21 protein-coding genes are annotated in these 26,871 nt (G+C 72.2%); 11 read left to right on the top strand and 10 right to left on the bottom strand.

Annotated features, from left to right (window positions below; all coding sequences use genetic code 11):
- Positions 1-116 precede the first annotated feature (116 nt).
- The gene (locus AQJ67_RS28565; RefSeq protein WP_062722188.1) at positions 117-1,454 is read left to right on the top strand and encodes a sensor histidine kinase; all 1,338 of its coding nucleotides are present in this window, start codon (positions 117-119) and stop codon (positions 1,452-1,454) included.
- Positions 1,455-1,493: 39 nt separating this feature from the next.
- Here the strand turns inward: AQJ67_RS28565 and AQJ67_RS28560 are convergent, their stop codons facing one another.
- A complete protein-coding gene (locus tag AQJ67_RS28560; RefSeq protein WP_062722187.1) occupies positions 1,494-1,988 on the bottom strand; it encodes an SUKH-3 domain-containing protein in 495 nt (164 codons plus the stop codon).
- A 55-nt stretch (positions 1,989-2,043) separates the two neighbouring features.
- A complete protein-coding gene (locus AQJ67_RS28555; RefSeq protein WP_062722186.1) occupies positions 2,044-2,568 on the bottom strand; it encodes a YwqJ-related putative deaminase in 525 nt (174 codons plus the stop codon).
- Between the two features lie 308 nt (positions 2,569-2,876).
- Between AQJ67_RS28555 and AQJ67_RS28550 the strand changes: the two genes are divergently transcribed.
- The 3 genes from AQJ67_RS28550 to AQJ67_RS28540 all read left to right on the top strand — a co-directional run bounded on the left by AQJ67_RS28550 (position 2,877) and on the right by AQJ67_RS28540 (position 7,944).
- The gene (locus tag AQJ67_RS28550) at positions 2,877-3,872 is read left to right on the top strand and encodes an SMI1/KNR4 family protein (protein ID WP_062722185.1); all 996 of its coding nucleotides are present in this window, start codon (positions 2,877-2,879) and stop codon (positions 3,870-3,872) included.
- An 8-nt stretch (positions 3,873-3,880) separates the two neighbouring features.
- On the top strand, positions 3,881-6,715 hold the full coding sequence (locus tag AQJ67_RS28545) for an SUKH-4 family immunity protein (protein ID WP_062722445.1): 2,835 nt from the start codon (positions 3,881-3,883) through the stop codon (positions 6,713-6,715).
- 341 nt (positions 6,716-7,056) lie between these two features.
- Positions 7,057-7,944 carry a hypothetical protein gene (locus AQJ67_RS28540; RefSeq protein ID WP_062722184.1) on the top strand — a complete coding sequence of 296 codons (888 nt, stop codon included), beginning with the start codon at positions 7,057-7,059 and terminating at the stop codon, positions 7,942-7,944.
- A 140-nt stretch (positions 7,945-8,084) separates the two neighbouring features.
- On the opposite strand, the gene AQJ67_RS28535 is transcribed toward AQJ67_RS28540, so the two are convergent.
- Both AQJ67_RS28535 and AQJ67_RS28530 read right to left on the bottom strand, forming a co-directional pair.
- Complete coding sequence (locus AQJ67_RS28535) at positions 8,085-9,695, bottom strand: sodium/solute symporter (protein WP_062722183.1); 1,611 nt, start codon at positions 9,693-9,695, stop codon at positions 8,085-8,087.
- Positions 9,692-10,189: a DUF485 domain-containing protein gene (locus tag AQJ67_RS28530; RefSeq protein WP_062722182.1), complete on the bottom strand. Its 498-nt coding sequence runs from the start codon at positions 10,187-10,189 to the stop codon at positions 9,692-9,694. Before AQJ67_RS28530 ends, AQJ67_RS28535 begins: the two co-directional genes overlap by 4 nt.
- A gap of 243 nt (positions 10,190-10,432) precedes the next feature.
- On the opposite strand from AQJ67_RS28530, the gene AQJ67_RS28525 reads away from it, so the two are divergent.
- Positions 10,433-11,401, top strand: coding sequence for an endonuclease/exonuclease/phosphatase family protein (locus tag AQJ67_RS28525; RefSeq protein WP_244190621.1), 969 nt, complete (start codon positions 10,433-10,435; stop codon positions 11,399-11,401).
- Positions 11,402-11,433: 32 nt separating this feature from the next.
- Here the strand turns inward: AQJ67_RS28525 and AQJ67_RS28520 are convergent, their stop codons facing one another.
- Positions 11,434-11,724: a hypothetical protein gene (locus AQJ67_RS28520; protein ID WP_062722181.1), complete on the bottom strand. Its 291-nt coding sequence runs from the start codon at positions 11,722-11,724 to the stop codon at positions 11,434-11,436.
- Between the two features lie 54 nt (positions 11,725-11,778).
- Entirely contained in the window at positions 11,779-13,293 is a 1,515-nt protein-coding gene (locus AQJ67_RS28515; RefSeq protein ID WP_062722180.1) for an MFS transporter, read from the bottom strand.
- 465 nt (positions 13,294-13,758) lie between these two features.
- On the opposite strand from AQJ67_RS28515, the gene AQJ67_RS28510 reads away from it, so the two are divergent.
- Both AQJ67_RS28510 and AQJ67_RS28505 read left to right on the top strand, forming a co-directional pair.
- The gene (locus AQJ67_RS28510; RefSeq protein WP_062722179.1) at positions 13,759-14,547 is read left to right on the top strand and encodes an ABC transporter ATP-binding protein; all 789 of its coding nucleotides are present in this window, start codon (positions 13,759-13,761) and stop codon (positions 14,545-14,547) included.
- Positions 14,544-17,114: an ABC transporter permease gene (locus tag AQJ67_RS28505; protein WP_062722178.1), complete on the top strand. Its 2,571-nt coding sequence runs from the start codon at positions 14,544-14,546 to the stop codon at positions 17,112-17,114. Before AQJ67_RS28510 ends, AQJ67_RS28505 begins: the two co-directional genes overlap by 4 nt.
- Positions 17,115-17,224: 110 nt before the next feature.
- On the opposite strand, the gene AQJ67_RS28500 is transcribed toward AQJ67_RS28505, so the two are convergent.
- Positions 17,225-18,679: a DUF2079 domain-containing protein gene (locus tag AQJ67_RS28500; protein WP_062722177.1), complete on the bottom strand. Its 1,455-nt coding sequence runs from the start codon at positions 18,677-18,679 to the stop codon at positions 17,225-17,227.
- Between the two features lie 299 nt (positions 18,680-18,978).
- Here AQJ67_RS28500 and mfd point away from each other — a divergent pair, with 299 nt between their 5' ends.
- A complete protein-coding gene (mfd, locus tag AQJ67_RS28495) occupies positions 18,979-22,509 on the top strand; it encodes a transcription-repair coupling factor (RefSeq protein ID WP_062722176.1) in 3,531 nt (1,176 codons plus the stop codon).
- Positions 22,510-22,527: 18 nt separating this feature from the next.
- Here the strand turns inward: mfd and AQJ67_RS28490 are convergent, their stop codons facing one another.
- Positions 22,528-22,995 (bottom strand): SgcJ/EcaC family oxidoreductase, encoded by a 468-nt coding sequence (locus AQJ67_RS28490; RefSeq protein ID WP_062722443.1) that lies wholly within the window; start codon positions 22,993-22,995, stop codon positions 22,528-22,530.
- A gap of 194 nt (positions 22,996-23,189) precedes the next feature.
- Positions 23,190-23,375, bottom strand: coding sequence for an Rv0909 family putative TA system antitoxin (locus tag AQJ67_RS28485; protein WP_062722175.1), 186 nt, complete (start codon positions 23,373-23,375; stop codon positions 23,190-23,192).
- A 205-nt stretch (positions 23,376-23,580) separates the two neighbouring features.
- On the opposite strand from AQJ67_RS28485, the gene AQJ67_RS28480 reads away from it, so the two are divergent.
- Together AQJ67_RS28480 and AQJ67_RS28475 are read left to right on the top strand one after the other, a co-directional pair.
- Positions 23,581-24,357 carry an HNH endonuclease family protein gene (locus AQJ67_RS28480; RefSeq protein WP_062722174.1) on the top strand — a complete coding sequence of 259 codons (777 nt, stop codon included), beginning with the start codon at positions 23,581-23,583 and terminating at the stop codon, positions 24,355-24,357.
- Positions 24,358-24,556: 199 nt separating this feature from the next.
- On the top strand, positions 24,557-25,300 hold the full coding sequence (locus AQJ67_RS28475) for a GNAT family N-acetyltransferase (protein WP_062722173.1): 744 nt from the start codon (positions 24,557-24,559) through the stop codon (positions 25,298-25,300).
- A gap of 43 nt (positions 25,301-25,343) precedes the next feature.
- On the opposite strand, the gene AQJ67_RS28470 is transcribed toward AQJ67_RS28475, so the two are convergent.
- Positions 25,344-26,036, bottom strand: coding sequence for an Rv1352/Rv1906c domain-containing protein (locus AQJ67_RS28470; protein WP_062722172.1), 693 nt, complete (start codon positions 26,034-26,036; stop codon positions 25,344-25,346).
- Between the two features lie 223 nt (positions 26,037-26,259).
- On the opposite strand from AQJ67_RS28470, the gene AQJ67_RS49615 reads away from it, so the two are divergent.
- A partial coding sequence (locus AQJ67_RS49615; protein WP_425264186.1) for a helix-turn-helix transcriptional regulator occupies positions 26,260-26,871 on the top strand: 612 nt, incomplete at its 3' end.

The raw sequence follows: 26,871 nt of genomic DNA, 5'->3' as shown, positions 1-26,871 counted from the left end.
TGAGACACGCTTCCTGAGCGCGGGTGTTCCCGCTTACGTCCGGTTACGCGATGTGGTGTAGGCCAGTCCGTAAAAGTCACCGGAAAACGGGGGCCGGGCGCCCGTAGGCTGGAGTCATGACCACGACGGGGGAAGCCCACGCAGAGGTGCCGCCACCGAGGGCGGGGCCGTGGTGGTGGGGCAGGGTGCGCGGTGCCGTGCTGGACGTGAGTCTGGGCGTGGCGTCCGCGGTGGAGTGCGGTTTCGAGGGGGTTCGGTTCGCGGGGGACGCGGGGATCCCGCAGGCCGCGGGAGTGGTGTTCGGGGTTCTGGCGGGCTCGGTGCTGGTGTTGCGGCGCCGGTGGCCGATCGCCGTCGTGCTGGTGTCGATCGCGGTGATGCCGGCCCAGATGGGCTTCCTGATGGGCGTCGTCGGGCTGTACACGCTCGCCGCGTCCGAGCTGCCCCGGCGGATCATCGCCGCGTTGGCGGGGATGTCGTTCGTCGGCGCGTTGATCGTCACGTTCGTGTGGGTGCGGCAGGACGTGGCGCGGGGGAACCTGACGGTCGGGGACTGGGTGGTTCCGTTCGCTTCGGTGACGACCGCTATCGGGGTGACGGCGCCTCCTCTGCTGCTGGGGCTGTACGTGGGGGCCCGGCGGCGGTTGATGGAGAGTCTGCGGGAGCGGGCGGACAGTCTGGAGCGGGAGCTTCAGTTGCTGGCCGAGCGGGCCGAGGAGCGTGCGGAGTGGGCGCGGAACGAGGAGCGGACGCGGATCGCGCGGGAGATGCATGACGTCGTCGCGCATCGGGTGAGCCTGATGGTGGTGCACTCCGCCGCGTTGCAGGCCGTGGCCCGGAAGGATCCCGACAAGGCGGTGCGGAACGCCGCGTTGGTGGGGGACATGGGGCGGCAGGCGTTGACCGAGTTGCGGGAGATGCTCGGGGTGCTGCGCAGCGGAGGCGTGCGGGCGGCTGATCGGTCGCCCGGGGCCGTGGTGCCGTTGGCCGCTGTGGGGGTCGCAGCGGCCGCGGTGGCTGATCGCGAGCGGGACGGTGAGGACGAGGGGGCTGCCGACGGGCCTTGTCTGTCGGAGCTGGACGCGTTGATCGGGCAGTCGGCGGCCGCGGGGATGGTCGTGGATCTGTCGGTGGAGGGGGAGACGCGGTCGTACGCGCCGGCGATCGAGCAGACCGCGTTCCGGGTGGTGCAGGAGGCGTTGACGAACGTCCACAAGCACGCGGCGGGGGCGAAGACGTACGTGCGGCTCGCGCATCGGGTGTCGGAGATCGCGATGCAGGTGGAGAACGAGCCGCCGCCGGAGTTGGCGTCGGCGTCGTCGGCGCGGTTGCCGTCGGGGGGCAACGGTCTGGTGGGGATGAAGGAGCGGGTCGTGGCGCTGGGCGGGGTGTTCGTGTCCGGGCCGACGGATGCGGGGGGTTTTCGGGTGTCGGCGGTGATCCCGGCGGCGTAGGGGGCGTTCCGGTTGCCGTTCCCGGTGCCGTCCCCGTGGTCAGCCGGCGGTGAGGCGTGCCGGTTCTATGCCGGCGACGAGGGCGGCGAGGGCCTGGTCGATGTCGGGGCCGAGGTACCAGTCGCCGGTGTGGTCGAGGGCGTAGATACGGCCTTCGGTGTCGATGGCGAGGAGCGCCTGGGTGTCGGTCTCTGCGCCGAGGGGGCAGACCTCGGTGTCGAGGGCGCGGCCGAGGTCGCCGAGGGTGCGGGCCATGTGGAGGCCGTGGAGGGGATCGAAGTGCAGGGCCGCGGGGGCGACCTGGCGGCCGGGGCCGGCGGGGGTGATGTGGAGGCCGCCGAATTCGGCCCAGGCCTCCACGGCGGCGGGGAAGACCGCGTGGGTGTGGCCGGCCGGTGAGGTGTGCTCGCGCAGGGCGTCGGCCCAGATCTCGGCCTGCTTGATGTCCCAGCGGCCGGGTTGCCAGCCGGCGGCGCGCAAGGCGGCGTCCACGGGGACGGGGAAGCGGGTGGTGGAGGTGCGGTCGGTGTGCATCTGCCCTTCGTTCGTCGGTGCCTACGGATGTGCCTGGTGAGGTGGGAGGGACGGGCTAGCCGTCGGTGGTCGTCGGGTCGACGATGCGGACGCCGAAGTGGGCGCTGAGCGCGGTGCAGGCGCGGCAGGGGGTGGCGAAACTGCCGTGCAGGGGGTCGCCGTCCTCGCGGATGCGGCGGGCGGTGAGCTTGGCCTGTTTGAGGGCTTTGCGGGCTTCGCCGTTGGTCATGGGTTTGCGGGCGGAGCGTTTGCTGCGGGCGGCGTCGGCGGTGGCGATGTGGCGCGAGATGAGGATGGTCTCGGCGCAGCGGCCGGTGAAGCGGTCCCGTTCGGAGCTGGTGAGGGTGTCGAGGAAGTCCTGGACGAGGTGGTGCAGCTGCGGGGGCTGGTCGCCGCGGGCGGCGGTGCCGGTGAGGGTGGCGCCGCGGACGGACAGGGCGGCGGCGACGGTGGGGAGTATGCCGTCGCGGCGGTGCAGAAGGGCGGGGGCGTGCGGAGTTTCCGTGGCGCTCCAGCCGATGCGGGGGTCGCCTGACCTGGGCGCGTGGGCGCCTGTCTGCGTCGCGTTCATGTTCATCATCCCCTCCCGAGCATCCCCCGGGCATGCTCTCGGAGGTCACAGAGTGCCAAATGCCGTGGCGGGTGCGGAAGCTGGGGCGTCGCGACACGCCCGGGTTTGGGCGGGCTGTCACGGCGGGGTGACGGCTGGTCACGGAGGCGGAGGGGGCGACGACCGGCGCCGGTGACCGGTGTCGTCGTACCGCATAGGCTGTCGGCACCGCTTTCCATGCGGTGACGCGTGGACGCAGACGAGACAGTCGATACGTGGCGTTGTGACCGAGAGTGGTCATGGCGGCGCGTATCAGAACGCCGCAGGGGGCAACCGCCATGACGACAGGTCGGCTCGGGCAGCAAGCCGCGCCGCCGAACGCGGCCTACGCCGGGCAGGTCGTGCATTTCCCGGATCCGGTGCGGGCGACCCGTCACCCGAGAGGGGTACGGGTTGACGGGCGTGGTTACCCCGATTTCTCGCCGTACGCGCGGGCGGCGGCGGAGATCGCGGAGCCGCCGGAGGGTTTCGGTGTCGATGAGCTGCGGCTGACGGACTATGTGTCGGCGAACGCGGCGCTGGCGGCGTCCGGCCACGAGTTGTGGGACACGATCCCGGCGGTGGCGACGCCGCACGGCTGGACGTGGCATCACGTGGTGGGTTCGCGGCGGCTGGAGCTGGTTCCGGTCGAGGTGAAGGCGTTGCTGCGGCACCACGGTGGGATCGCCACGTCGGCGGTGGCTCACGAGAAGCGGGGGACGCGGCCGTTGCAGGAGACGCGGCCCGCGCACTTCCGGCTGCCGAAGTCGGGCGTGGCGGTGACGGAGGCGCAGGCGCTGGGCGTCGAGGAGGACCTCGGGTACCGGCTGCCGGGCGCGTACCGGTCGTTCCTGAAGGCGGCGGGCGGTTGTGCGCCGGTGGGGACGGCGCTGGACGCGGAGTTGGGGCTGCTGGTCGATCAGCCGCTGTTCACGGTGCGGGACGAGGCCGCCGTCAATGACCTGGTGTATGTCAACAAGTGCCTGCGGGACCATCTGACCAAGGACTACCTGGGTGTCGGGTTCGTGCAGGGCGGGTTGCTGGCCGTGAAGGTGAAGGGCGAGCGGCTGGGTTCGGTGTGGTTCTGCGCGTGGGACGACGCGCGGGACGTGGATCCCTCGTGGCCGCCGGCGGAGCGGGTGGAGCGGCTGCTGATGCCGTGCGGTGAGGACTTCGACGCGTTTCTGTCCCGGCTGGCGGGGTCTCCGCCGGAGTTGGAGACGGTGGCGAATCTGATGGTGGACGGTGGGTTCGCGCGCGCGGTGCCCGTGGCTGCCGCGGCTGTGGGGGAGTGAGCTTCGCGATGGTGACGTTCGCGCAGGCGCAGGAGCGTGCGGAAGAGTGGATCAACGGCGAGGTGCCGTCGTACCAGCATCGTGAGGTGCGGGTGCGGGAGTTCGGCCTCGGGTTCGTGGTGTGGGCCGAGGACCGTGCGGACGGGCCCCGTTCGGACGGGGGCGCGCAGCGGCTGGTGATCGCCCGGGACAGCGGGGAGGCCACGCTGTGGCCGTCGCTGCCGGTGGGTGAGGTGATCCGCCGGTACGAGGAGGAGTACGGCCGTGGGGACGCGGTCGCGGAACCGGCGCCGGCCGCTCCGGCCCGGGTGGATCTGAATCAGACGTCGTTCCTGTTGACGCCTCCGGAGTGGCTGCAGGAGGCGGCGGACAAGCTGGGGATCCAGGGCCGGGACGGGGGTTCGGGCTCGGCGTCCGAGTCCGAGTCCGAGCCCGAGCATGGTGCCGATGAGGGTGCGGCCAGGGCTTCGTCGGCCGCTCCGCCGGTGCCGAGTGTGCCGGGGGTGCCGGACGGGGCGACTCCCTGGGCCGGTACGGACACCAACCCCGGTCCCGGTGAGGACCGTTCCGTGCCGCTGCCGGAGACGGTGTTCGCGCCGCCGCTGAGCGGGGACGACGCCGCGCCGCCGGACGCCAAGACCGCGCTGATGTCGGGTGGCAGCCGGCTTCCGTCGACGGCGATCGAACCGGCGCTCGACGAGCCGAACGCGCCGCCCGCGCCGCCTGTGCCTCCGGGGGCGCCTTCGTACGGCTATCCGCAGGGTGCTCCTGGTGCTCCCGGTGCGGCGGACACGCCTCCACCGGGTTTCACGCCGCCGTCCGCCCCTTCGTACGGCTATCCGCAGGGCGGTCCCGAGACGCCGGGGCGGCCGCTCCCGCCGAACGCCGGGGACATCGCCGACGCCGCGACGAGCAAGGCGGCGCCGCGCCCTCGGAGCGGGTCGGTGCCGCCGCCTCCGCCGGGGGTTCCGGGAGCTCCGGGGGTTCCGGGTGCGGGGGGAACGCCTCCTGCGCCTCCTGCGCCGTCGTCGGCGCCGGGCACTCCGGGGGCTCCCGGTACGCCGGGTGCTCCGGGGGGCGGGTACGTTCCGACGCAGCTCGTGTCGGCGCTCGGTCCCGAGGGGCCCGAGGGTGTGGCGGGGCCGGGGGTTCCGCCGCCGCCCGGTGTTCCCGGTGCTCCGGGTGCGCCCGGTGCGCCGAATCCTCCGGGCGCCCCCAACCCGCCCGGTACGCCGGGTGGTACGCCCGCGGGCGGGGTGCACCATGCCGCCACCGTGCTGGCCGACCCGAGCCAGATGGGTGGCGCGCCGCAGCCGCCCGGCCCTCCGGGACCGCCCGGTGCGCCCGGTGCCCCTGGGGCGCCGAATCCGCCCGGTATCCCCAACCCGCCCGGTATCCCCAACCCACCCGGTATCCCCAGCCCGCCCGGTGCTCCGGGTGCTCCGGGCATGCCGGGCGCGCCGCAGCCTCCGGGTCCCCCCGGGGTGCCGGGTGCGCAGGGTGCCGGTGGCCCCGGCGCGCCGCAGCCTCCGGGTCCCCCTGGGATGCCCGGCGCTCCGGGTGCTCCTGGTGGCCCGCGGTCCTCGGGCGGTGCTCGCGGGGCCGTACATCATGCGGAGACCATGCTGGCGGCGCCCCCGGTGGGCGGCCCCGGCGTGCCTCCGCCGCCGCCTGCTCCCGGTGCGCCTCAGCCGCCCGGGGTTCCGGGGATGCCTTCGGGCGGCCCCGGTATGCCACTTGCCGGTCCCGGTGCTCCCCAGGCCCCCATGCCCCCGGGTGCGATCCCGCCGCCCGGTCAGCCGGGCCACCCCGCGCCCGGTCAGCCCGGTCAGCCCCCGGCGTACGGCTACCCCCAGCAGCCCACCGGGCAGCCGACCGTCGGCCCCGGCTACCAGGCCGTTCTGCGCTACCGCGCGCAGGACGGGTCGGAGCAGCAGCTGATCCGGCGTTCGGCGCCGGGTACGCCGCACCCGGAGTGGCAGATCTTCCATGAGCTGCGGGGCATGAACGTGCCCTCGGACCAGGTGCTGGAGCTGCACACGGAGCTGGAGTCGTGCGAGCTGCCGGGTGCGTACTGTGCGCGGATGATCCGGGAGCAGTGGCCGCAGGCGCGGATCACGTCGATCGCGCCGTACGGCACGGATCACGCGAGCCGCCAGCAGGGCATGCAGCAACTGATCGCCCACCAGGGCGAGTTGCACCAGGTGGCCGACGGGCCCGCCCGGCCGGCGCCGGTGCGGGCGCCGTTGCCGCAGGTGCAGGTGGTGCCGCCGATTCCGCCGGAGGGTGTGGCGCAGGAGCTGGCGGCGGCGTTCGGGCCGGGGCTGTTCCGGTTCGAGCAGGCCGCCGTGTCGCGGCAGGGCGTGCCGCCGGTCGTGGCGCACAGCCTGATGGTGGGCGGTCTGCCGATGGACATCGGCCCCTTCTTCTGGGCGCAGGCCCAGCCGGGGCGGCCGGTGCCGACGCTGGCGGAGCTGGCGCAGGAGCGCGGGGTGCAGCCGGCGTCGGACGCGGGCTCGTACCTGGTCATGGGCAGCGACTTCGGCAAGGCGCTGTGTGTGCAGTACGGGACGGCGCACATCGTCGCCGTGCCGGTGGAGGCGGGTCCGGGCGGTGCGCCCGTACCGCCGCAGTTCGTGAACACCGGGCTGCCCGAGTTCCAGCGCTGTCTGGCGCTGCTGGGCCGGATGTGGCGGCTTCGCTTCGGTCTGAACCAGGAGCAGGCGGGGCGTTGGACCGTCGACTTCCAGGCTCAGCTGGCCGCGCTCGACCCGGCGGCGCTGGGGTCGCCGGAGAGCTGGTGGTCGGTGCTGCTGGAGCAGATGTGGGACGGGCTGCTGTGACGGCCGTTCGGCTGTTTGTCGTGAGATGACGGCAGCCGGGTGATGTCACCCGGTTGCCGCGGACCGTCGCCGAGTGCGGCGTGCGGGCGTGAGAGGGGCCGGCTTCCGGTGGTACTACCGGGAGCCGGCCCTTTCGTATGCGCTCTTGGCCGTTTCGCGCGCCGTTCGACCTTCCGTGCGCCGCTGGTCTTCGTGTGCGCCGCTCGGCGTGCCTGCGTGCCTCCGTGTCCCTGTGCGGTGTCGGCTGCGCGGAGTGTCGCGTTATGAACGCTTCCGCCCGATACATCAAGATGTGCGCTAAATCATCATTTCGCATCCGTTCGGCGGAGAGGGGTTCCAGGATGAGCAGCGCACCGGTCCCGCTCTACGACTTCGTGGTCGTACGAGGGCGTGGCTACCGTCCCGAACAGGTCGACGCCTACATCGACGCCCTCTTCCGGGACCGTGACGCCGCCTGGGAGCGGGCCGCCCGGCTCACCGTGCTCGCCCGGGAGATGGACGACGAGGCGCGGCGGCTGCGGGACGTGGTCGCGGGGCTCGCTCCGCAGACGTACGAGGAGCTCGGGGAGCGGGCGCGGCGGCTGTTCGAGCTGGTGGAGGAGGAGGCCGCGGCCGTGCGGGAGGGGGCGCGGCAGGAGACGCAGCGACTGATGGAGGAGGCGCAGGCGTACGCGGACGAGCTGCGGGACGCGGCGCAGTCGCACGCCGACGCCGTGACCGCCGCGTCCGAGGAGTGGGTCCGGCAGCGGCTGCTCGCGGCGCGCGCCGAGGCGGGCGAGACCCGGATCGCCGCCCGGCGCGATGTGAAGGAGGAGCGCGGCGAGGTGCTCGGCCCGTTGCGTCAGGTGCGGCAGCAGACCGCCGGCCTGGTCGCGCGGCAGGCCAAGGAGCACGCCGAGCGGTTGGCGGAGGCCGAGCGGGAGGCCCAGCGGCGGCTGGCCGCGCTGGAGAAGTCGGAGACGGAGCGGACGGCGCGGGCCGAGGCCTCGCTGGCCGAGGCGCAGCAGGAGCTCGCCGACGCGCGGGCCTCGGCGGAGCGCTTGCAGGAGGAGGCGGCGGTACGCGCGGCCGAGCTCCTCGAACAGGCCCGGCAGCGCACGGAGCGGGTCGCCCGGGAGACGGAGCGGGTGCTGCGCGAGCACGGGGAGATGTGGGACGAGGTGCGCCTGCAGATGGACCAGATGCGCAACAGTCTGTCGACCCTGGAGCGCCAGGCGGCGATGGAGTGAACCGGGGCAGGGCCGCCGGACCGGCGAGCACCCCGCCCTCCGACCAGCCGCCACCCCGCCCCTCCGGCCCACCCCGCCCCTCCGGCCCACCCCGCCCCTCCGGCCCACCCCGCCCCGACTCCGGGCGCCAGGCGCGTGCCTCAGTCCCCCCTGCGCACCGCCCCCGCGAGAATCCACCCCTCGACGGCCTCGTACTGCCGTCGCTGTTCCTCCGACTCCCCCCGCCCCGACAGGACCGTCCCCAGCCATCCGAGGGCGAAGCCGGCCGGTACCGACACCAGGCCGGGTGTCGTGAACGGGAACCAGTTGAAGTCGGCGTCCGGGAACGCCGAGACCGGTGAACCGGAGACCAGGTTCGTCCCCGGCATCAGCACCAGCACCACCACCGAGCCGCCGATCAGCGTCCACAGCAGGCCCGACCGGGTGTACCGGCGCCAGAAGAGGCTGTAGACGAGGGCCGGGGCGATGGCCGAGGCGCCCAGCGTGAAGGACAGGGTCACCAGCGGCTGGAGACTGCGGTGCTGGACCATCGTCGCCAGCACGATCGCCGGCACCCCCACCGCCAGCGCCGACAGCCGCGCCACCGTCATCTCGCGGCGGCCCGACAGCTCCCGTACCCGCACGGCGAAAACGTCATGGGCGAGGGAGTTCGCGCAGGCCAGGATCATGCCGGCGACCGAGGCGAGCACCGTGAGGAAGATGGCCGTGGTGACCGCGGTGAAGAGCAGGGTCTCCGCGGTGGAGACCTCGGCGCCGAACGCGGCCCGGGAGCCCAGCAGATACGCGGTGTTGCCCTGCGGGTCCGCGCCGGCGATCACCTCCCGCCCGATCAGCGCCGTCGCGCCGAAGCCGACGACCGTGATGACCAGCACGAACAGTGCCACGCTCGACACCGCCCAGGACATCGAGCGCCGCACCTGACGTGCGCCGGTCGCCGTGTACATGCGCATGGTGATGTGCGGCAGCACGGCACCGCCGAGGACGACGGCGAGCTGGGAGCTGATCATGTCGAGGCGGGGGTGCGGGCCGCCCGCGAACTGCAGACCCGACTCCAGGAACGCCGAGCCGACCCCGCTCTGCTGTGCCGCGGCGTCGAACAGCGCGCCCGGGTTCCAGTCGAACCGGGCCAGCACCAGCAGGGCGACCACGGCGCCCGAGCCGAGCAGCATCACCATCTTCAGGATCTGGATGAGGGCGGTGCCCTTCATCCCGCCGATCGCCGCGTAGCTGATCATCAGGACGCCGAGGCCGATGATGCACCCCGTCTTGAGGCTGTCGCTCGAGAAGCCGAGGATGAACGCCAGCAGCTGTCCGGTGCCGGCCAGCTGCACCAGCATCAGCGGCACCAGCGCGGCCAGCGTCACCGCGCACGCCGCGATCCGCACGCCCCGCCCCGGCATCCGCCGCGCCAGCGCGTCGCCCATGGTGAACCGGCCCGCGTTGCGCAGGGGTTCGGCCAGCAGGAACATCAGCAGCATCAGTGACAGGGCCGTGCTCAGCGCCAGCACGATGCCGTCGTAGCCGCACAGGGCGACGACGCCGGTGGTGCCCAGTACGGTCGCGGCGCTGATGTAGTCGCCCGCGATGGCGAGGCCGTTGCGGATGGGGGACAGGGAGCTGTAGCCCGTGTAGAACTCGTCGAGGTCGTCCCGGTCCGGGCCGGTCATCACGCACAGCAGCAGCGTGACGGTGGCCACGGCACAGAACGCGACCAGCGACATCGCCTGTGCGTCTCCGCTGAAGTCGGTCATCGCCGCGGCCCCCGGTTCCCGGTCTCCCGCTTGGCGTCCACCTCGGCCAGCTTGCGGATGCGGTCCGCGAGCGGGTCGACGTAACGGCGGGCGGTGTGCTCGTACAGGCCTATCGCCAGCCAGGTGACGGGCAGTTGGATCAGGGCGAGCAGCAGACCGGCGGGCAGTCCGTCGGTGACCGTGCTCGACATGAACCCGGGCGCGAAGGCGGACAGGATCAGGAAGAGGGTGAAGTAGCCGAGCGCGGTGAGCGTCGCCACGCGCCGCTGCCAGCGGTAGGCGGTGCGCAGGATCCGCAGGTCGCTGTGGTGTCCGAGGGGTGGGTGGTCGGGGGTCCGCTGTCGTGGGGGTGGTGGCCCCGGCGGGGTGGGGGTCTGCCAGGGGTAGGTGTCGTACGACGGTGATGTGCCGTACGACGGTGATGTGCCGTACGACGGTGATGTGTCGCCCTGGCCGTACTGGTACGGCGGTGACGGGTCGAAGGACGGGGACATCCCGTTGCTCCTTGCGTGGCTCGGGTCCGGTTGCGGCGGACCGCAGGGAGGTGGGGGGCGGGCGAGCCACGCACGTTACTCGGCGGTACCGAGATAGGCGAGGGTTTCATCAAACTGAGTGGTCGGTATGCGCTATCGCCATCAAATCGTGTCTGACCTGGTGTGTTACCGGCGTTAACTCAGACTTTTGGGCACAGGTGAAGTCGGCGAAACTGATCCGCCCGGCGGATCGTCTTGGCAGGCGTGACATCGACGGTGCAGGAAGCGGCGCCCCGGTGGGTGGCGCGGTGGCCGGTCCGCGGACGCGTGCTCGCCGCGTGCGCCGTGCTGACGGCGGTACTGCTCGGGTTCCACCGGGCCGTGCCCAACGCGGTGGGGCGCGCGGGGAGTCTGCTGGAGTCCTTCCTGCCCTGGCTCGGCGCGGTGGTCATGCCGCTGCTCGGGCTCGCCCTGCTGCGCCGCTCCGCCGTCGCGCTGGTGGCGCTGCTGCTGCCCGTGGCGGCCTGGACGTACCTCTTCGGCGGGCTGCTGCTGCCCGCGCCGCGGCCCGGCGCGCGCGACCTGGTCGTCGTGCAGCACAACGTCAGCGACGAGAACGCCGACCCGGCGGGCACGGCCCGCGCCCTGGCCGACGCCGAGCCCGACCTCATCGCGTTGGAGGAACTGGTGCCCGGGGCCCTGCCGGCGTATGAGGAGGCGCTCGGCGAGGACTTCCCGTATCACGCGGTGCGGGGCACCGTCGGGCTCTGGTCGAGGCATCCGCTCGGCGGCGTGCGGCTCGTGGACATCAGGCCCCGTGGGGTCCAGGAGGACTGGAGCCGCGGGCTGCGGGCCGTGGTGCGCACGCCGTACGGCGACGTCGCGGCGTACGTCGCGCACCTGCCCTCGGTCCGCGTCCGGGCCGGCGGGCTCGCGTCCGCCCGGCGGGACGAGAGCGCCGGTCTGCTGGGCGAGGCCGTCGCCGCCGAGCGGGTGCGGACGGTGATTTTGCTGGGCGACCTCAACGGCACGGTCGACGACCGTGGGCTCGCGCCGCTGACCTCACGGATGAACGTGGCGGAGCGGGGCTTCGCGTTCAGCTTCCCGGCAGGCCTGCCGTTGGCCCGGATCGACCAGGTCATGGCCCGTTCGGCGACGGTCGGCCACATCCGTACGCTGTCCGCGACCGGCAGCGACCATCTGCCGGTCGTCGCGCGCGTCACGCTGCCGTAGCGCCGGTCGAGCGGGCGGTCCGGAAGCCGCCTTCACCGCTTCTCGACCGTGGCGTGCCATCCGACGCACAGGTGGGCCTCGACCGCGGAGTCCCAGGGGGAGGCGGTCGGAAGGGCCGTGGGGAGCGTCGTGGGAAGCGCGGTGGCCAGGGACGCCCGGGTGCAGTCCGGGGGCGACGGTTCCGGGGCGGACGACGGCTCCGGGGCGTAGGGGCTGGAGGGGCGGGCCGTGGGGGTGCTCGCGTTGAGGTACTCGGTCGCGGCGTACCCGGCGACCGCGACCGCAAGGGCCGTGGCCGCGAGGGTGCGCGTGAGCCTGGGCATCGCGGAATCTCCTTCGGGACAGCGGGAGTTCGGGCCACCGTACAAGCGGTGGGATCAGTTCTCCTCCAGTACCGGGAACCGCCTCGGTGCCAGCAGCAACAGGACCAGGAAGGCCAGTGCCGCCGCGCCGGACGCACCCAGGTAGACGGCGTGCACCGCCTCGGCGATGGCGCGTCTGGTGGCCTCCGGGGCCGTGCCGCCGGAGTCCAGGGCGCGGGTCACCGAGTCCAGGTCGCTCGCGCCGCCGAGCCGGGAGGCGAGTACGCCGTTCGCGACGGCGCCGAAGAGTGCCGCGCCCATCGTCTGGCCCGTCTGCCGGCAGAACAGCACCGACGCGGTCGCCGTGCCCCGCTCCGACCAGCCGACCGTCGACTGCACGCCCACGATCAGCGGCAGTTGGAACAGCCCGAGGGCCGCCCCCAGCAGCAGCATCAGCAGGGCCGGCTGCCACGCCTGCCCGGGGTAGGGCAGGAAGGGGAAGGCGAGGAGGATCAGCGACGCCGTCCCGATGCCCAGCATCGCCGTGTTGCGGAAGCCGATCCTGCGGTAGACGTGCTGACTGCACGCCGCCGACAGCGGCCAGCTCAACGTCCACACCGACAGCACGAACCCGGCCGTCATCGGGGCGAGTCCGAGGACCGACTGGGCGTACGTCGGCAGGAACACCGCCGGCGCCACCATCAGCAACCCGAGTGCGCCCAGCGCCAGGTTCACCGCCGCGATCGTCCGGCGCCGCCACACCCAGCCCGGGATGATCGGCTCGGCCGCCCGGCGCTCCACGACCACCACGACCGCCACCAGTGCGAGTCCCGTACCGAACAGGGCGAGCGACGGCCCCGACAGCCACGGCCAGACCACCCCGCCCTGCACCACCGCCGTCAACAGCACGCCCCCGCACGCGAACACCGCCAGCGCGCCGGCCCAGTCGACACGCGCGCGCGTGGCCGGCGCCTGCGGGTCCGGGGCGCGCTTCGGCTCGTGCAGATGCCGCACGATCAGCCACAGGGCCACCGCCCCGATCGGCAGGTTGATCAGGAAGATCCAGCGCCAGTCCGCGTACGCCGCCAGGACCCCGCCCAACCCGGGCCCCGCCACCGCCGACACGGCCCACACCGTGGACAACCGGGCCTGGATCCTGGGCCGTTCCTCCAGCGGGTACAGGTCGGCCGCCAGCGTCTGCACCGTCCCCTGGAGCGCCCCGCCGCCCAGCCCCTGCACGATCCGGAACGCGATCAGCGCCGCCATGTTCCAGGCCAGCGCGCACAGCAGCGAGCCCAGCAGGAACAGCGCCGCGCCGACGATCAGCACCGGCTTGCGGCCGAAGGTGTCGGAGAGCTTGCCGTACACCGGCAGGGTCACGGTCACGGCGAGCAGATAGCCGGAGAACAGCCAGGAGAAGACCGAGAAGCCGCCGAGGTCGCCCACGATCTGCGGTACGGCCGTGGAGACGATGGTGGAGTCGAGCGCCGCCAGCGCCATCGACAGCATCAGGGCCGCGACCACGGCCGACCGTCTCTCCGTTCCGGTGCGCTGTGCGGTGTCGCGTATCGCGGGTCTCGTACTGCCCACCGGGTTCCTCTCCTGATGCGTTCCCCTTGCACCTAACTGCCGCCGAACAGCTTCCCACTTGGCCCTCCCGTCGCCCGACCACCACCCCTCAACGACGCGCTTCGCGCGGCACCTGCTGATTGTCGCGGGAGGGTGGAGCCTTGATGGACCGCAGGGTGGAGAGAACCCCGACGTGCGCTCCACCGAAGGGTGGAGAGCCCTTAGGGGTACCTCCGTACTAGGTCTCGGGGAGGGTTGGTACCGCCGGAGGACGAGACGCCACGGGGGCTGTCCTTAACCTGGCTTTACGCCGCTGGGGGGCGGCCGGCCGAACCGGCGGGGGTGGGGTTTTCCCCCGTACAAGACGGGGCTCGGCACCAGCGCGCCGGACCCCGCTCCGGCGCCAGACTCAACGACGTACCCAGTCATCGACGTACCGGCCCACGGCTCAGTACGCCGACTCATAACCGACTTAGGAGACATACCGTGACATCGGCTGTGACCATTCCCAGGCACGGGGGCACTGGAGGGCGGACGGCCGTTGCCGCGCGGGCGCGGCAGGTCGTCAAGGCGTACGGGTCGGGGGAGACCCGGGTCGTCGCGCTCGACCATGTGGACGTGGACATCGCTCGGGGGCAGTTCACCGCGATCATGGGCCCCTCGGGGTCCGGCAAGTCCACCCTGATGCACTGCCTCGCCGGGCTCGACACCGTCACCGGCGGCCAGATCCACCTCGACGACACCGAGATCACCGGGCTGAAGGACAAGAAGCTCACCCAGCTGCGCCGGGACCGGATCGGCTTCATCTTCCAGGCGTTCAACCTGCTGCCGACGCTCAACGCCCTGGAGAACATCACGCTGCCCATGGACATCGCGGGCCGCAAGCCCGACAAGCAGTGGCTCGCGCGGGTGGTCGACACGGTCGGCCTGTCCGACCGGCTCAGGCACCGGCCGACCCAGCTCTCCGGCGGCCAGCAGCAGCGCGTCGCCGTGGCCCGCGCCCTGGCCGCCCGGCCCGAGATCATCTTCGGTGACGAGCCGACCGGAAACCTCGACTCGCGCGCGGGCGCCGAGGTACTGGGCTTCCTGCGCCGCTCCGTGGACGAACTCGGGCAGACCATCGTGATGGTCACCCACGACCCCGTAGCCGCCTCCTACGCGGACCGGGTGCTGTACCTCGCCGACGGGCGCATCGTCGACGAGATGCACAAGCCCACCGCCGACGCCGTCCTGGACCGCATGAAGGACTTCGACGCCCGGGGGCGTACGTCATGACCGTCCTGAAGACCTCGATGCGCAACTTCTTCGCGCACAAGGGACGCATGGCCCTGTCGGCCGTGGCCGTCCTGCTGTCGGTGGCCTTCGTCAGCGGCACGCTCGTGTTCACCGACACGATGAACACCACCTTCGACAAGCTCTTCGCCGTCACCGCCTCCGACGTCACCGTCAGCCCCAGGACGGCCGAGGACGAGGACGACGGCGGCGGCACCGGCCGCCCGGTCTCGCTGCCCGCCTCCACCGTCGAGCAGGTCGCCGCCGTCGACGGCGTCAAGCAGGCCGAGGGCGCGGTCGCCTCCATGAGCGTGACCGTCGTCAACTCCGAGAACGAGAACATGGGTTCCTCCACCGGCGCGCCCACCATCGCCGGCAACTGGACCAAGAACGACCTGAAGGCCATGGAGATCACCTCCGGGCACGCCCCGCGCGGGCCCACCGAGGTCATGGTCGACGCCGACACCGCCGACAAGCACGACCTCAAGCTCGGCGACGAACTGCGCACCATCGCCGCCACCGGCGACATCCGCGCGCGGATCGTCGGCATCGCCTCCTGGAAGGTCACCAACCCCGGCGCGGCCGTCGTCTACTTCGACACCGAGACCGCCCAGCGCGGCCTCCTCGGCGCCACCGGCCGTTTCACCCAGGTCGCCGTCACCGCCGCGGCCGGCGTGAGCGACACCCAGCTCAAGCAGGACATCGCGCAGTCCCTGAACGGCTCGTACAAGATCCAGACGGCCAAGGAGAACGCTGACGACAACCGCAAGGACGTCGGCGAGTTCATGGACATCATCAAGTACGCCATGCTCGGCTTCGCCGGGATCGCGTTCCTGGTGGGCATCTTCCTGATCATCAACACCTTCTCGATGCTGGTCGCCCAGCGCACCCGAGAGATCGGCCTCATGCGGGCCATCGGCTCCTCCCGCCGGCAGGTCAACCGGTCCGTGCTGGTGGAGGCCCTGCTGCTCGGCGTCGTCGGATCCGTCCTGGGCGTCGGAGCCGGTGTCGGCATCGCCGTCGGCCTGATGAAGCTGATGTCGATGGCCGGCATGAACCTCTCCACCGACGACCTGACGGTGAAGGTGACGACCCCGGCCATCGGCCTGATCCTCGGCGTCGTCGTCACCGTCCTCGCCGCCTATCTCCCCGCCCGCCGCGCCGGCAAGGTCTCCCCGATGGCCGCCCTGCGCGACGCCGGGACCCCGGCCGACATCAAGGCCGGCCGGCTCCGCGGCCTGATCGGGCTCGTCCTCACGGGCGCCGGCACCTTCGCCCTGTTCGCGGCTGCCACGGCCGACAAGGCGAGCGACGGCGCGCTGATGCTGGGCGGCGGCGTGGTGCTGACCCTGATCGGCTTCGTGGTCATCGGCCCGCTGCTCGCGGGCGCCGTGGTCCGGGTGATCAGCGCGGTCCTGCTGCGCGCCTTCGGCCCCGTCGGCCGCATGGCCGAGCGCAACGCCCTGCGCAACCCGCGCCGTACCGGTGCCACGGGCGCCGCCCTGATGATCGGCCTCGCCCTGGTGGCCTGCCTGTCGGTGGTCGGCTCCTCGATGGTCGCCTCGGCGACGGGCGAGCTCGACAAGTCGGTCGGCGCGGACTTCATCGTCATGCGCGGCCAGCAGTCCATCGTCGCGGACGCCGAGCAGGCGATGCGGCAGACGCCGGGCCTGGAGCACGTCTCCCGCTCCAAGCAGGTCGACGCCACGCTGACCTCGCCCGACGGCAAGACCGACGACACCGGGCTCACGGCGGCCGACCCGACGTACGCCGAGGACCTGCGCCGCGCCACCACGGAAGGCACCCTGTCCGCCGCCTACGGCAAGGACGCCATGTCGGTCGGGTCCGACTACGCCAAGAAGCACGGGGTGCACGTCGGCGACACCGTCTCCGTCGCCTTCAAGGGCGGCGAGACGGCGAAGCTGAAGGTCACGGCCATCACGGACGACGACACCGCCTTCGACCAGGGCGCGCGCTACATCAGCATCGCCACCCTGGAGCGGTACCTGCCCGCCGACCGGATCCCGCAGAGCGACATGCTGCTCGCCAAGGCGAAGGACGGCCAGGAGGAGGCGGCGTACGCGGCCCTGAAGAAGTCGCTGCACGACTACCCGCAGTACCCGGTCCGCGACCAGACCGACTACAAGCAGGAGCTCAAGGACCAGATGGGCCAGCTCCTGAACATGATCTACGGCCTGCTCGCCCTGGCGATCATCGTCGCCGTCCTCGGCGTGGTGAACACCCTGGCCCTGTCGGTGGTGGAACGCACCCGCGAGATCGGCCTGATGCGCGCCATCGGCCTCTCCCGCCGCCAGCTGCGCCGCATGATCCGCCTGGAGTCGGTGGTGATCGCCCTGTTCGGCGCCCTGCTCGGCCTCGGACTCGGCATGGGCTGGGGCGCGACGGCCCAGAAGCTGCTCGCCCTGGAGGGCCTGAACGTCCTCGACATCCCGTGGCCGACGATCATCGGCGTCTTCATCGCCTCGGCCTTCGTGGGCCTGTTCGCGGCCCTGGTGCCGGCGTTCAGGGCGGGCCGGATGAACGTACTGAACGCCATCGCGACCGAATAACCGAGGAGCCACCGCACACGGGGGTTGCGGGGGACGGGCCCGGTCCGCAGGAGATCCACTGCCTGCGGACCGGGCCCGACACATGTACGGTCACCCCGGCGCATCTACGGTCACCCGGAGGGCTGTCGCTCCAGGAGTACGAACCCGTAGGCGGTGCCCGTGACGATGTAGCGGGCGTCGGGGTGGAGCTCCCGGGCGTAGGCCTCGACGTCCCTGTAGCGCTTGCGGGAGTTGTCGAGGGCGATGTAGTCGGGATCGATGCCGCGCGTGTTGCTGATCCAGAAGACCCGGCAGCGGGACGTGAGCCGGCTGATCGGCGCTATGTTCGCCTCGACGGAGGCGTCGTCGGGAACCTGGGCGAGGAGCCGCTCGACGGCCGTCACGCGCGCGGGCTTGCGGTAGATCTCGCTCTCGGTCAGCGCGGCGAGCGGCAGCGAGGTGGTCAGCGCGACCGAGGCGGCCGCCACGGCGGCGGGCAGGTGCTCCGCGTACGACCGCAGCCACGCGCGCGTGCTGTGCCGTGCGGCGGAGAGGGCGTCGACGAGTGCGAGGGTCACGACGGGCATGAGGACGGCGTTGTAGTGCCAGTCGGTGCCCCAGTACTGCGCGTACGAGGAGACGAAACGCCAGCCGACGGTGGGCAGGGCGATCAGCAGCAGCGGCGAGCGGATCGCGAGCAGCCCGGTGGTGGGGACGAGCAGCCAGCCGAGCGTACGGAGCTTGGTGTCGAGACCGTCGAAGGGGCCGCCGCCGCCCGACTCGCTCACCTTGTTCCAGTAGTCGTACGTTCCGCCGCTGTTGAAGCTCGGGATGACCAGCACAAGGGTGACCGCGACGGCCGCCACGCCGAACACGGCGACGCCCATCGCGTACCGCGCCGCCCGCGCGGAGTCCTGGCGGGCCCGCAGGGCGACGACCACGCCGATCGCCGCGACGGTCATCCCCAGGTCCTCCTTCACCAGGACCAGCGGCAGCGCCCACAGCAGGGCCCCACGCCAACGCCGCGCGAGCAACGCCTCCAGGCTGAACGCGATCAGCGGTACGGCGAAGCAGATCTCGTGGAAGTCGAAGTCGACGGCCTGCTGAAGCCCCCACGACAGCCCGTACGCCACCCCGATCGCGAGCCCACGCCACCGCCCCAGCAGCCGGGCCGCGGCCCGGGTGACCGGCACGGCGGACAGCGCGAACAGCACGGCCTGCGCCACGAGAAGGGTGACCGGCGAGGGGAACACCCGGTAGAACGGCGCGAGCAGCACCGTCACCGGGCTGAAGTGATCGCCGAGGATGTTGAACCCCGGCCCCTTGAGATCCGCGATCGGCGCCTGAAGGTGCGCGTACGACCGAATGACCTGCTCGAATATCCCCAGATCCCACGAACGCTGCCCCAGATGCCGGTAACGACCGACCGAGACGATCGCATAGCCCACGAAGAGCGCGACGGCCAGCAGCCAGGGGTCACGCCGCCCGGGACCGGGCCGAGCGTGCCCTTCCGGTCCCGTGACGGGCGCCGATATGTGGGGGTCCGAGGACGTGTCCGGCGTCGCGGAGGTGGCGGGGGTGGGCATGGGGGGACCTTACGTGGTGCGGCGTGGCCCTTGTCGACGCAGGCCCGGCTCCTTTCAGCCCGTCCGGCGTTTGAGGACGAGGCCCGAAGGGCCGACAGCGGGGTCCGGGGCGGCAGCCCCAGCGGGGTCGAAGGGGCGGAGCCCCTGCACGACCTCACGTCAACGCCGGACACCAGAGAACGGACGTTTTCCACAGGCCCGGCACCCGCCCGCGCAGCGACGTACGCTGGAAGCCCCCGGCCTGCCACCCGCGTCGGGCCCTTCGTGTTGCCAACCCCCCCGGACGGAAGCGCCCCTCCATGAGCCTGCACGGTCTGCTCGACGCCGTAGTCAAGGACACCGCCCTCGCGGAAGCGATCACGGCGGCCGCAGACGGCAACCGCATGCACGTCGACCTGGTCGGCCCCCCGGCGGCCCGCCCCTTCGCCATCGCCGCCCTCGCCCGCGAGACCGACCGTCCGGTCCTCGCGGTGACGGCGACGGGCCGAGAGGCCGAGGACCTGGCGGCGGCCCTGCGCTCGCTCCTCCCCTCGGAGGGCGTCGTGGAGTACCCGTCCTGGGAGACCCTCCCGCACGAGCGCCTCAGCCCCCGCAGCGACACCGTCGGCCGCCGCCTCGCGGTCCTGCGCCGCCTGGCCCACCCCCGGCCCGACGACCCCGAGACGGGCCCGGTCTCCGTCGTCGTGGCCCCGGTCCGCTCGGTCCTCCAGCCCCAGGTCAAGGGCCTCGGCGACCTGGAACCGGTGGCCCTGCGCACCGGACAGACCGCCGACCTGAACGAGATCGTCGAGTCCCTCGCGGCGGCCGCGTACGCGCGCGTGGAGTTGGTCGAGAAGCGCGGCGAGTTCGCCGTACGAGGCGGCATCCTGGACGTCTTCCCGCCCACCGAAGAGCACCCCCTGCGCATCGAGTTCTGGGGCGACGACGTCGAGGAGATCCGGTACTTCAAGGTCGCCGACCAGCGCTCCCTCGAAGTCGCCGAGCACGGCCTGTGGGCGCCGCCCTGCCGCGAACTCCTCCTCACCGACGACGTCCGCGCACGCGCGCGTGCCCTCGCCGAAGAGCACCCGGAGCTCGGCGAACTGCTCGGCAAGATCGCCGAGGGCATCGCGGTCGAGGGCATGGAGTCCCTCGCTCCCGTCCTCGTCGACGACATGGAACTGCTGCTCGACGTGCTGCCCAAGGGCGCCATGGCCGTCGTGTGCGACCCGGAGCGGGTCCGCACGCGCGCCGCCGATCTCGTGGCCACCTCGCAGGAGTTCCTCCAGGCGTCCTGGGCCGCCACGGCCGGCGGCGGCGAGGCGCCCATCGACGTCGGCGCGGCCTCCCTGTGGTCCATCGCGGACGTCCGTGACCGCGCCCGCGAGCTGGAGATGATGTGGTGGTCGGTCTCGCCGTTCGCGGCCGACGAAACGCTGGACGCGGACACCCTGAAGCTCGGCATGCACGCCCCCGAGTCGTACCGCGGCGACACCGCGAAGGCCCTCGCCGACACCAAGGGCTGGCTCGCCGACGGCTGGCGCACGGTCTTCGTGACCGAGGCCCACGGCCCGGCCGCCCGCACCGTCGAGGTGCTCGGCGGCGAGGGCGTCGCGGCTCGCCTGGAGACCGACCTGGCGGAGATCTCCCCCGCGATCGTCCATGTCGCCTGCGGTTCGATCGACTACGGCTTCGTCGACCCCGCGCTCCGGCTGGCGGTCCTGACCGAGACCGACCTGTCCGGGCAGAAGGCGGCCGGCAAGGACGGCGCCCGGATGCCGGCCCGCCGCCGCAAGACCATCGACCCGCTCACCCTGGAGACGGGCGACTACATCGTCCACGAGCAGCACGGCGTCGGCCGCTACATCGAGATGGTGCAGCGCACCGTGCAGGGCGCCACGCGCGAGTACCTCGTCGTCGAGTACGCCCCCGCCAAGCGCGGCCAGCCCGGCGACCGCCTCTACATCCCCACCGACCAGCTGGAGCAGATCACCAAGTACGTCGGCGGCGAGGCGCCCACGCTGCACCGGCTGGGCGGCGCCGACTGGACGAAGACCAAGGCACGCGCGAAGAAGGCCGTCAAGGAGATCGCGGCCGACCTGATCAAGCTGTACAGCGCGCGCATGGCGGCCCCCGGGCACGCCTTCGGCTCGGACACCCCCTGGCAGCGCGAGCTGGAGGACGCCTTCCCCTACGCGGAGACGCCCGACCAGCTGACCACCATCGCCGAGGTCAAGGAGGACATGGAGAAGTCGGTCCCGATGGACCGCCTGATCTGCGGCGACGTCGGCTACGGCAAGACGGAGATCGCGGTCAGGGCCGCGTTCAAGGCGGTGCAGGACGGCAAGCAGGTGGCCGTACTGGTGCCGACGACCCTCCTCGTCCAGCAGCACTTCGGCACGTTCTCCGAGCGGTACTCGCAGTTCCCGGTCAACACCCGGGCCCTGTCCCGCTTCCAGACCGACACCGAGGCGAAGGCGACCCTGGAGGGCCTGCGCGAGGGCTCGGTGGACATCGTGATCGGCACGCACCGGCTGTTCTCGTCGGAGACCAAGTTCAAGGACCTGGGCCTGGTCATCGTCGACGAGGAGCAGCGCTTCGGCGTAGAGCACAAGGAGCAGCTGAAGAAGCTGCGCGCGAACGTCGACGTACTCACGATGTCCGCGACCCCGATCCCCCGAACCCTGGAGATGGCGGTCACCGGCATCAGGGAGATGTCGACGATCACGACACCCCCGGAGGAGCGCCACCCGGTCCTGACCTTCGTCGGCCCCTACGAGGAGAAGCAGATCGGCGCCGCGATCCGCCGCGAACTGCTGCGCGAGGGCCAGGTCTTCTACATCCACAACCGGGTCGAGTCCATCGACCGGGCGGCCGCCCGCCTGCGCGAGATCGTCCCCGAGGCCCGTATCGCGACGGCGCACGGCCAGATGTCCGAGCAGGCCCTGGAGCAGGTCGTCGTCGACTTCTGGGAGAAGAAGTTCGACGTCCTCGTCTCGACCACGATCGTCGAGTCCGGCATCGACATCTCCAACGCCAACACCCTGATCGTCGAGCGCGGCGACAACTTCGGCCTCTCCCAGCTGCACCAGCTGCGCGGCCGGGTCGGGCGCGGACGCGAGCGCGGATACGCGTACTTCCTCTACCCGCCGGAGAAGCCGCTGACGGAGACGGCCCACGAGCGCCTGGCCACCATCGCCCAGCACACCGAGATGGGTGCGGGCATGTACGTCGCCATGAAGGACCTGGAGATCCGCGGCGCCGGCAACCTGCTGGGCGGCGAGCAGTCCGGCCACATCGCGGGCGTCGGCTTCGACCTGTACGTCCGCATGGTCGGCGAGGCCGTCGCCGACTACCGCGCCTCGCTGGAGGGCGGCGTGGAGGAGGAGCCGCCGCTCGAGGTCAAGATCGAGCTCCCGGTCGACGCCCACGTCCCGCACGACTACGCGCCGGGCGAGCGGCTCCGCCTCCAGGCCTACCGCGCCATCGCCTCCGCCAACACGGAGGAGGACATCAAGGCCGTACGCGAGGAACTGGTCGACCGCTACGGCAAGTTGCCCGAACCGGTCGAGAACCTCCTGCTGGTGGCGGGCCTGCGGATGCTGGCCCGCGCGTGCGGCGTCGGCGAGATCGTCCTCCAGGGCAACAACATCCGCTTCGCGCCGGTGGAGTTGCGCGAGTCCCAGGAGCTGCGGGTCAAGCGCCTCTACCCCGGCACCGTCATCAAGCCGGCGGCGCACCAGCTGCTGGTGCCGCGTCCGAAGACCGCGAAGGTGGGCGGAAAGCCGCTGGTCGGGCGGGAGTTGCTGGGCTGGGTCGGGGAGTTCCTGGCGTCGATCCTGGGGGCGTGACCGGCAGGCGGGCGTGCCCTAGTCGCCCCGTACCTCGCCCCGTACCTCGCTTCGTACCTCGGTGTTCTGGCAGGCGTGCAGCAGCCAGCGCCCGTCGGGCTGCCTGGTCATGACGTAGAGCGGGGCGCCCTCGGTGTCGGCCTCGCCGTCCGGTGAGTGGTAGACCTGCCGGACCTTGACGGCCGCCACGTCGGGCCGCAGGAACCGCGTGTGCGTCACCTCGTAGGTGACCTCGCCGTCCCAGCTCGCGGCGGGCAGCACGGCACGGGTGAACTCCGCGATGGCGTCGAAGCCGAAGAGGACCTTGCCGTGGCCGGTCGTCCACAGGGCGTCGGGGTGGAAGAGGGCGAGGAAGCCTTCGGCGTCCTTGGCGCGCTGGGTGCGTTCGACGGTCGCGACGACCTCGGTGATGGCCCTGAGGTCCGCGTCCGCGTCCGCGTCGGCAGTGGTCCCGTCGGCCTTGATGTCCGCTGTTTCGGTGGTCATGCCGATCACTCTGTGACCTCAAGTGGACTTGAGGTCAAGGGGGTCGGGGGCGGTCGGTGGGCGGGCGAGGCCGGTGGGCGGGCGAGGTGGCGCCCCGGCCCCGGCGGCCGAAGCCGTCCGCGCGAGCTGGGTCTCCGCGGACGGCGTCGTCGGTACCGTGCCCGACAGGGCTCGTGCTCCTCCGGCCTCGGCCTCTACTGCTGCTCGGGCGGCCGGTCGCGGTCCATGCCGATGCCGCGCTCCATGCGCTGCTGCGCGTCGTCGACCTGGCTCTCGTACTTGCTGCCCGTCTTCTCGTTGGCCTGCCGCTCCGCGGCGTCGGACATGTCCCGGGCCTTGTCCTGCGCGTGACGGTTCTTGAACCTGTCGAAGATGCCCATCCAAGAGCTCCTTCCGGAGGTGACTCACCACCGACCATACGCCCGGCATGTGAGGTATGCGCGCTTGGTCGGAATGAGGTCTGGACCTCTTGAATGCCGCCGTGCGCCGGGTCGCTACCGTGTGCACGACGGTGTGCCCGGGGAAAACCGGGAAGACCCGCCTGTGCGAGGCGGAGCGGACCGGGGCGCAAGGGGAGGGGACGGCATGGTGACGCGTCGAAAGGGCGGGGCGGCAGGCGCCGCGGCGATGCTCGGCATGGTGCTGGTACTCGCGGGTTGCGAGAACGTCGACCTGCCGTCGGCCGGAGCCGAGCCCTCCGGCTCCGCCCCCGCCGAGGGCACCGGCCGCGCGGTGAGCCCACTGGACAACCCCGACGGCACCAAACCCGGACTCGCGCCCCTCACCTCGGACGCCGACCGGGCCGAGGCGCGGGCCCTCATCGAGAAGGTGGCGACCAAGGGCCGCGGCCCGAAGACGGGCTACGAGCGGGACAAGTTCGGCTACGCCTGGATGGACTCGGTCCCGGGCGGCATCCCGTTCGCCCGCAACGGCTGCGACACCCGCAACGACCTCCTTCAGCGCGACGGCGAGGACGTCCGCTTCCGCTCCGGCTCGGACTGCGTCGTGGCCTCGATGACCCTGCACGACCCCTACACGGGTCGGACCATCGACTGGGCCAAGTCCCGCGCCACCACCGTGCAGATCGACCACGTCATGCCGCTGTCGTACGACTGGCAGATGGGCGCCTCGCGCTGGCCGAAGGGCAAGCGCCAGGACATCGCCAACGACCCCCTCAACCTCATACCGGTCGACGGCCCCACCAACAGCTCCAAGGGCGACTCCGGACCCGCCTCCTGGCTGCCCCCGAACAAGCAGATCCGCTGCTCGTACGCGGTGCGCTTCGCCCAGGTGTCGCTGAAGTACGAACTCCCGGTGACCGCCGCCGACAAGGAGATGATGCTGGGCCGTTGCGGAGGCTGACCCGGCGTGCGCCGCGATGTCGGGCGGCGCGCGGGAAACCGCCGGGCGGAAAACCGCCGGGCGGAAAACCGCCGGGCGGAAAACCGCCGGGCGGAAAACCGCCGGGCGGAAAACCGCCGGGCGGAAAACCGCCGGGCGGGAAACCGCCGGGCGGGAAACCGCTGGTCGGCGCCGTCGCCCCGCTCCTACGGTGGCGGGTATGGAGCTGAAGGTATCGAGCCTCGCCGAACGCCCCGAGATGCTCGACCGGGTCATGGAAATGCCGGACACCTGGCCCGCGTTCACGACCCAGGACCCCGTGGGCAACGCCCACTACGGCCGGATCCCCCGTGAACTCCCCAAGTACGCGCTGTTCGCCGAGGACGAGCGGGGCGAGGTCGTCGCCCACGCCTTCGGCGTCCCGTTCGCCCTCGCCGCCGAAGGCCGGGGGCGGCTGCCCGCCCGGGGCTGGGACGAGGTGCTGGTGTGGGCCTTCACCGACCTGCGCCGCGGCACCCCGCCCGACACCGTCAGCGCCATCTCCGTCGTCATCGCCCCGCACGCCCAGGGCGCCGGCCTGTCCGCCCGTATGCTCTCCGCGCTGCGCGACAACGCCCGTGCCCACGGCTTCAACGAGGTCGTCGCCCCCGTCCGCCCCAGCGCCAAGCACCTCGAACCGCACACCCCCATGGAGGAGTACGCCCGTCGCGTACGCCCCGACGGCCTGCCCCACGACCCGTGGCTGCGCGTCCACGCCCGCGCCGGCGCCACCGTCGACTCCGTCGCCCCGGCCTCGATGACCGTCGCCGGCTCGCTGGAGCAGTGGCGTGGCTGGACCGGACTGCCCTTCGACACGGCCGGTGACATCGAGGTGCCGGGCGCGCTGGTGCCGGTGCGGTGCGAGCCGGAGCGGGACCACGCGGTGTACGTCGAGCCCAACGTGTGGATGCGCCACCCGCTGTGAGCCAGGCCCGGCGGCGCCCGGCGACGCGCCCCGCGACGCCGGGTCAGCCGGACTTCTTCCAGTCCTGGCAGCCCGTGGTCTTGAAGTACGCGTCCGAGGAGCTGATCGTGACGACGGCCGAACCGGTCACGTTGTCGTTCGCGATGATCGACTCCAGTCCGTGGGCTGCGTCCTTGGTGCGCTCCCAGTAGCAGGAGTCGTCGGTGTTGCCGGCGGACTTGTAGGTGCCGGGGGCGATGTCGACGCCGACTCTGAACATGCCGCCGTCGCCGGACATCTTCGTGGCGGGGGAGCCGTCGGCCTTCGCCTTCTCGTCGAGGGCCTCCCAGTCCTTGCAGCCGCTCGACGAGAAGAGCTTGTCGGTGGCCTTGACGGTGACGTAGCTGGTGCCCGTCACGTTGTCGTTGGCCAGCAGCGAGTCCATCTCCCCCGAGGAGTCCTTGGCCCGCTCCCAGTAGCACATGCCGTCGGTGTTGCCGGTGGTGCGGTAGGTGCCGGGCTTCACGTCCGAACCGACCTGGAAGTCGCCGTCCCCCGCGAACGCGGCCTTCTTCTCGGCGGCCTCGGCGGTGTCCTTCCCCTTCTCCCCGCCGGTCGTGCGCTCCCCGGACGACGAAGAGGCCTTGTCGCCGCTGCCGGAGCCGCCGCTGCCCCCGTCTCCGGCGTTCGCCGACACGGCACCGATGACGACGATCCCCACGACGGCGCCCAGCGCGATCTTGCCCTTCATGCCCATGACGGTGTCCCCTCCCCTACGCGCGGCGACCACCGCCGAATCGGCAGTCGCTCGTTCGCTGCGTCAATAAGAGCAGAGCGTGTGAACCGAGTCAACACGGTTCACGCGATGTCGTGTGTACACGGCCGTGAATGGGTCGATCTTGCGTACCTCGGTATGCTCGGCGCCACACGCGGACGCGGCGACGACGCGGACGACCGCGGATGACGAGGGGAGTGGGCGGATGCAGGACAACGCGACGGAGGTGACCGCCGCCGGGATCGCCCGGCTCGCCGGTGTCGGCCGGGCCGCCGTCAGCAACTGGCGCCGCCGTCACGCCGACTTCCCCAAGCCGGTCGGCGGCACCGAGACCAGCCCCTCCTTCGCCCTCGCCGAGGTCGAGGCCTGGCTGCGCGAGCAGGGCAAACTCGCCGAGGTGCCGCTGCGGGAACGCGTCTGGCAGCAGCTCGCCGGCCACCCCGAGGGCCCGGTCACGGCACTGCTCCACGCCGGCTGCGTCCTCCTGCTGATCCATGACCGGCCCACCGTCTGGCTGGAGATCGCCGCCGGTTCCGACGAGCGGCTCGCGGCGATGCTGCCCGGGGCGCTGGAGGAGGTACTGGTGCCGAGGTTCGGTGCGGTGGCCAGGCGTGGGGGAGGGGGTGGCGGCGGCCACGGCGGCCACGGCGGCCACGGCGGCCACGGTGGCCGCGGTGGCCGGAGCGGTGATGACGGTGTTCACAGCGGGACCGCGACCGGGGTTACCGCGACTGTGAACACCCCCGCGCCCGAATCCACCCCGCCGACTGTTCACAGCACCCCCCCGGCCCTCACCCCCCTGGCCCCCGCCCCCCTG

It is taken from the genome of Streptomyces caeruleatus (assembly GCF_001514235.1).
Classification (GTDB): domain Bacteria; phylum Actinomycetota; class Actinomycetes; order Streptomycetales; family Streptomycetaceae; genus Streptomyces; species Streptomyces caeruleatus.
This window is presented reverse-complemented; position numbering and strand designations above follow the sequence as displayed.

Coding starts and splice junctions, on each gene's coding strand:
- AQJ67_RS28555 (WP_062722186.1), bottom strand. CDS start 2,568: ATGATGAACATGAACGCGACGCAGACAGGCGCCCACGCGCCCAGGTCA.
- AQJ67_RS28550 (WP_062722185.1), top strand. CDS start 2,877: ATGACGACAGGTCGGCTCGGGCAGCAAGCCGCGCCGCCGAACGCGGCC.
- AQJ67_RS28520 (WP_062722181.1), bottom strand. CDS start 11,724: ATGCCCAGGCTCACGCGCACCCTCGCGGCCACGGCCCTTGCGGTCGCG.
- AQJ67_RS28500 (WP_062722177.1), bottom strand. CDS start 18,679: ATGCCCACCCCCGCCACCTCCGCGACGCCGGACACGTCCTCGGACCCC.
- AQJ67_RS28540 (WP_062722184.1), top strand. CDS start 7,057: ATGAGCAGCGCACCGGTCCCGCTCTACGACTTCGTGGTCGTACGAGGG.
- AQJ67_RS28475 (WP_062722173.1), top strand. CDS start 24,557: ATGGAGCTGAAGGTATCGAGCCTCGCCGAACGCCCCGAGATGCTCGAC.
- AQJ67_RS28485 (WP_062722175.1), bottom strand. CDS start 23,375: ATGGGCATCTTCGACAGGTTCAAGAACCGTCACGCGCAGGACAAGGCC.
- AQJ67_RS28560 (WP_062722187.1), bottom strand. CDS start 1,988: ATGCACACCGACCGCACCTCCACCACCCGCTTCCCCGTCCCCGTGGAC.
- AQJ67_RS28470 (WP_062722172.1), bottom strand. CDS start 26,036: ATGGGCATGAAGGGCAAGATCGCGCTGGGCGCCGTCGTGGGGATCGTC.
- AQJ67_RS28565 (WP_062722188.1), top strand. CDS start 117: ATGACCACGACGGGGGAAGCCCACGCAGAGGTGCCGCCACCGAGGGCG.
- AQJ67_RS28530 (WP_062722182.1), bottom strand. CDS start 10,189: ATGTCCCCGTCCTTCGACCCGTCACCGCCGTACCAGTACGGCCAGGGC.
- AQJ67_RS28490 (WP_062722443.1), bottom strand. CDS start 22,995: ATGACCACCGAAACAGCGGACATCAAGGCCGACGGGACCACTGCCGAC.
- AQJ67_RS28480 (WP_062722174.1), top strand. CDS start 23,581: ATGGTGACGCGTCGAAAGGGCGGGGCGGCAGGCGCCGCGGCGATGCTC.
- AQJ67_RS28505 (WP_062722178.1), top strand. CDS start 14,544: ATGACCGTCCTGAAGACCTCGATGCGCAACTTCTTCGCGCACAAGGGA.
- AQJ67_RS28545 (WP_062722445.1), top strand. CDS start 3,881: ATGGTGACGTTCGCGCAGGCGCAGGAGCGTGCGGAAGAGTGGATCAAC.
- mfd (WP_062722176.1), top strand. CDS start 18,979: ATGAGCCTGCACGGTCTGCTCGACGCCGTAGTCAAGGACACCGCCCTC.
- AQJ67_RS28535 (WP_062722183.1), bottom strand. CDS start 9,695: ATGACCGACTTCAGCGGAGACGCACAGGCGATGTCGCTGGTCGCGTTC.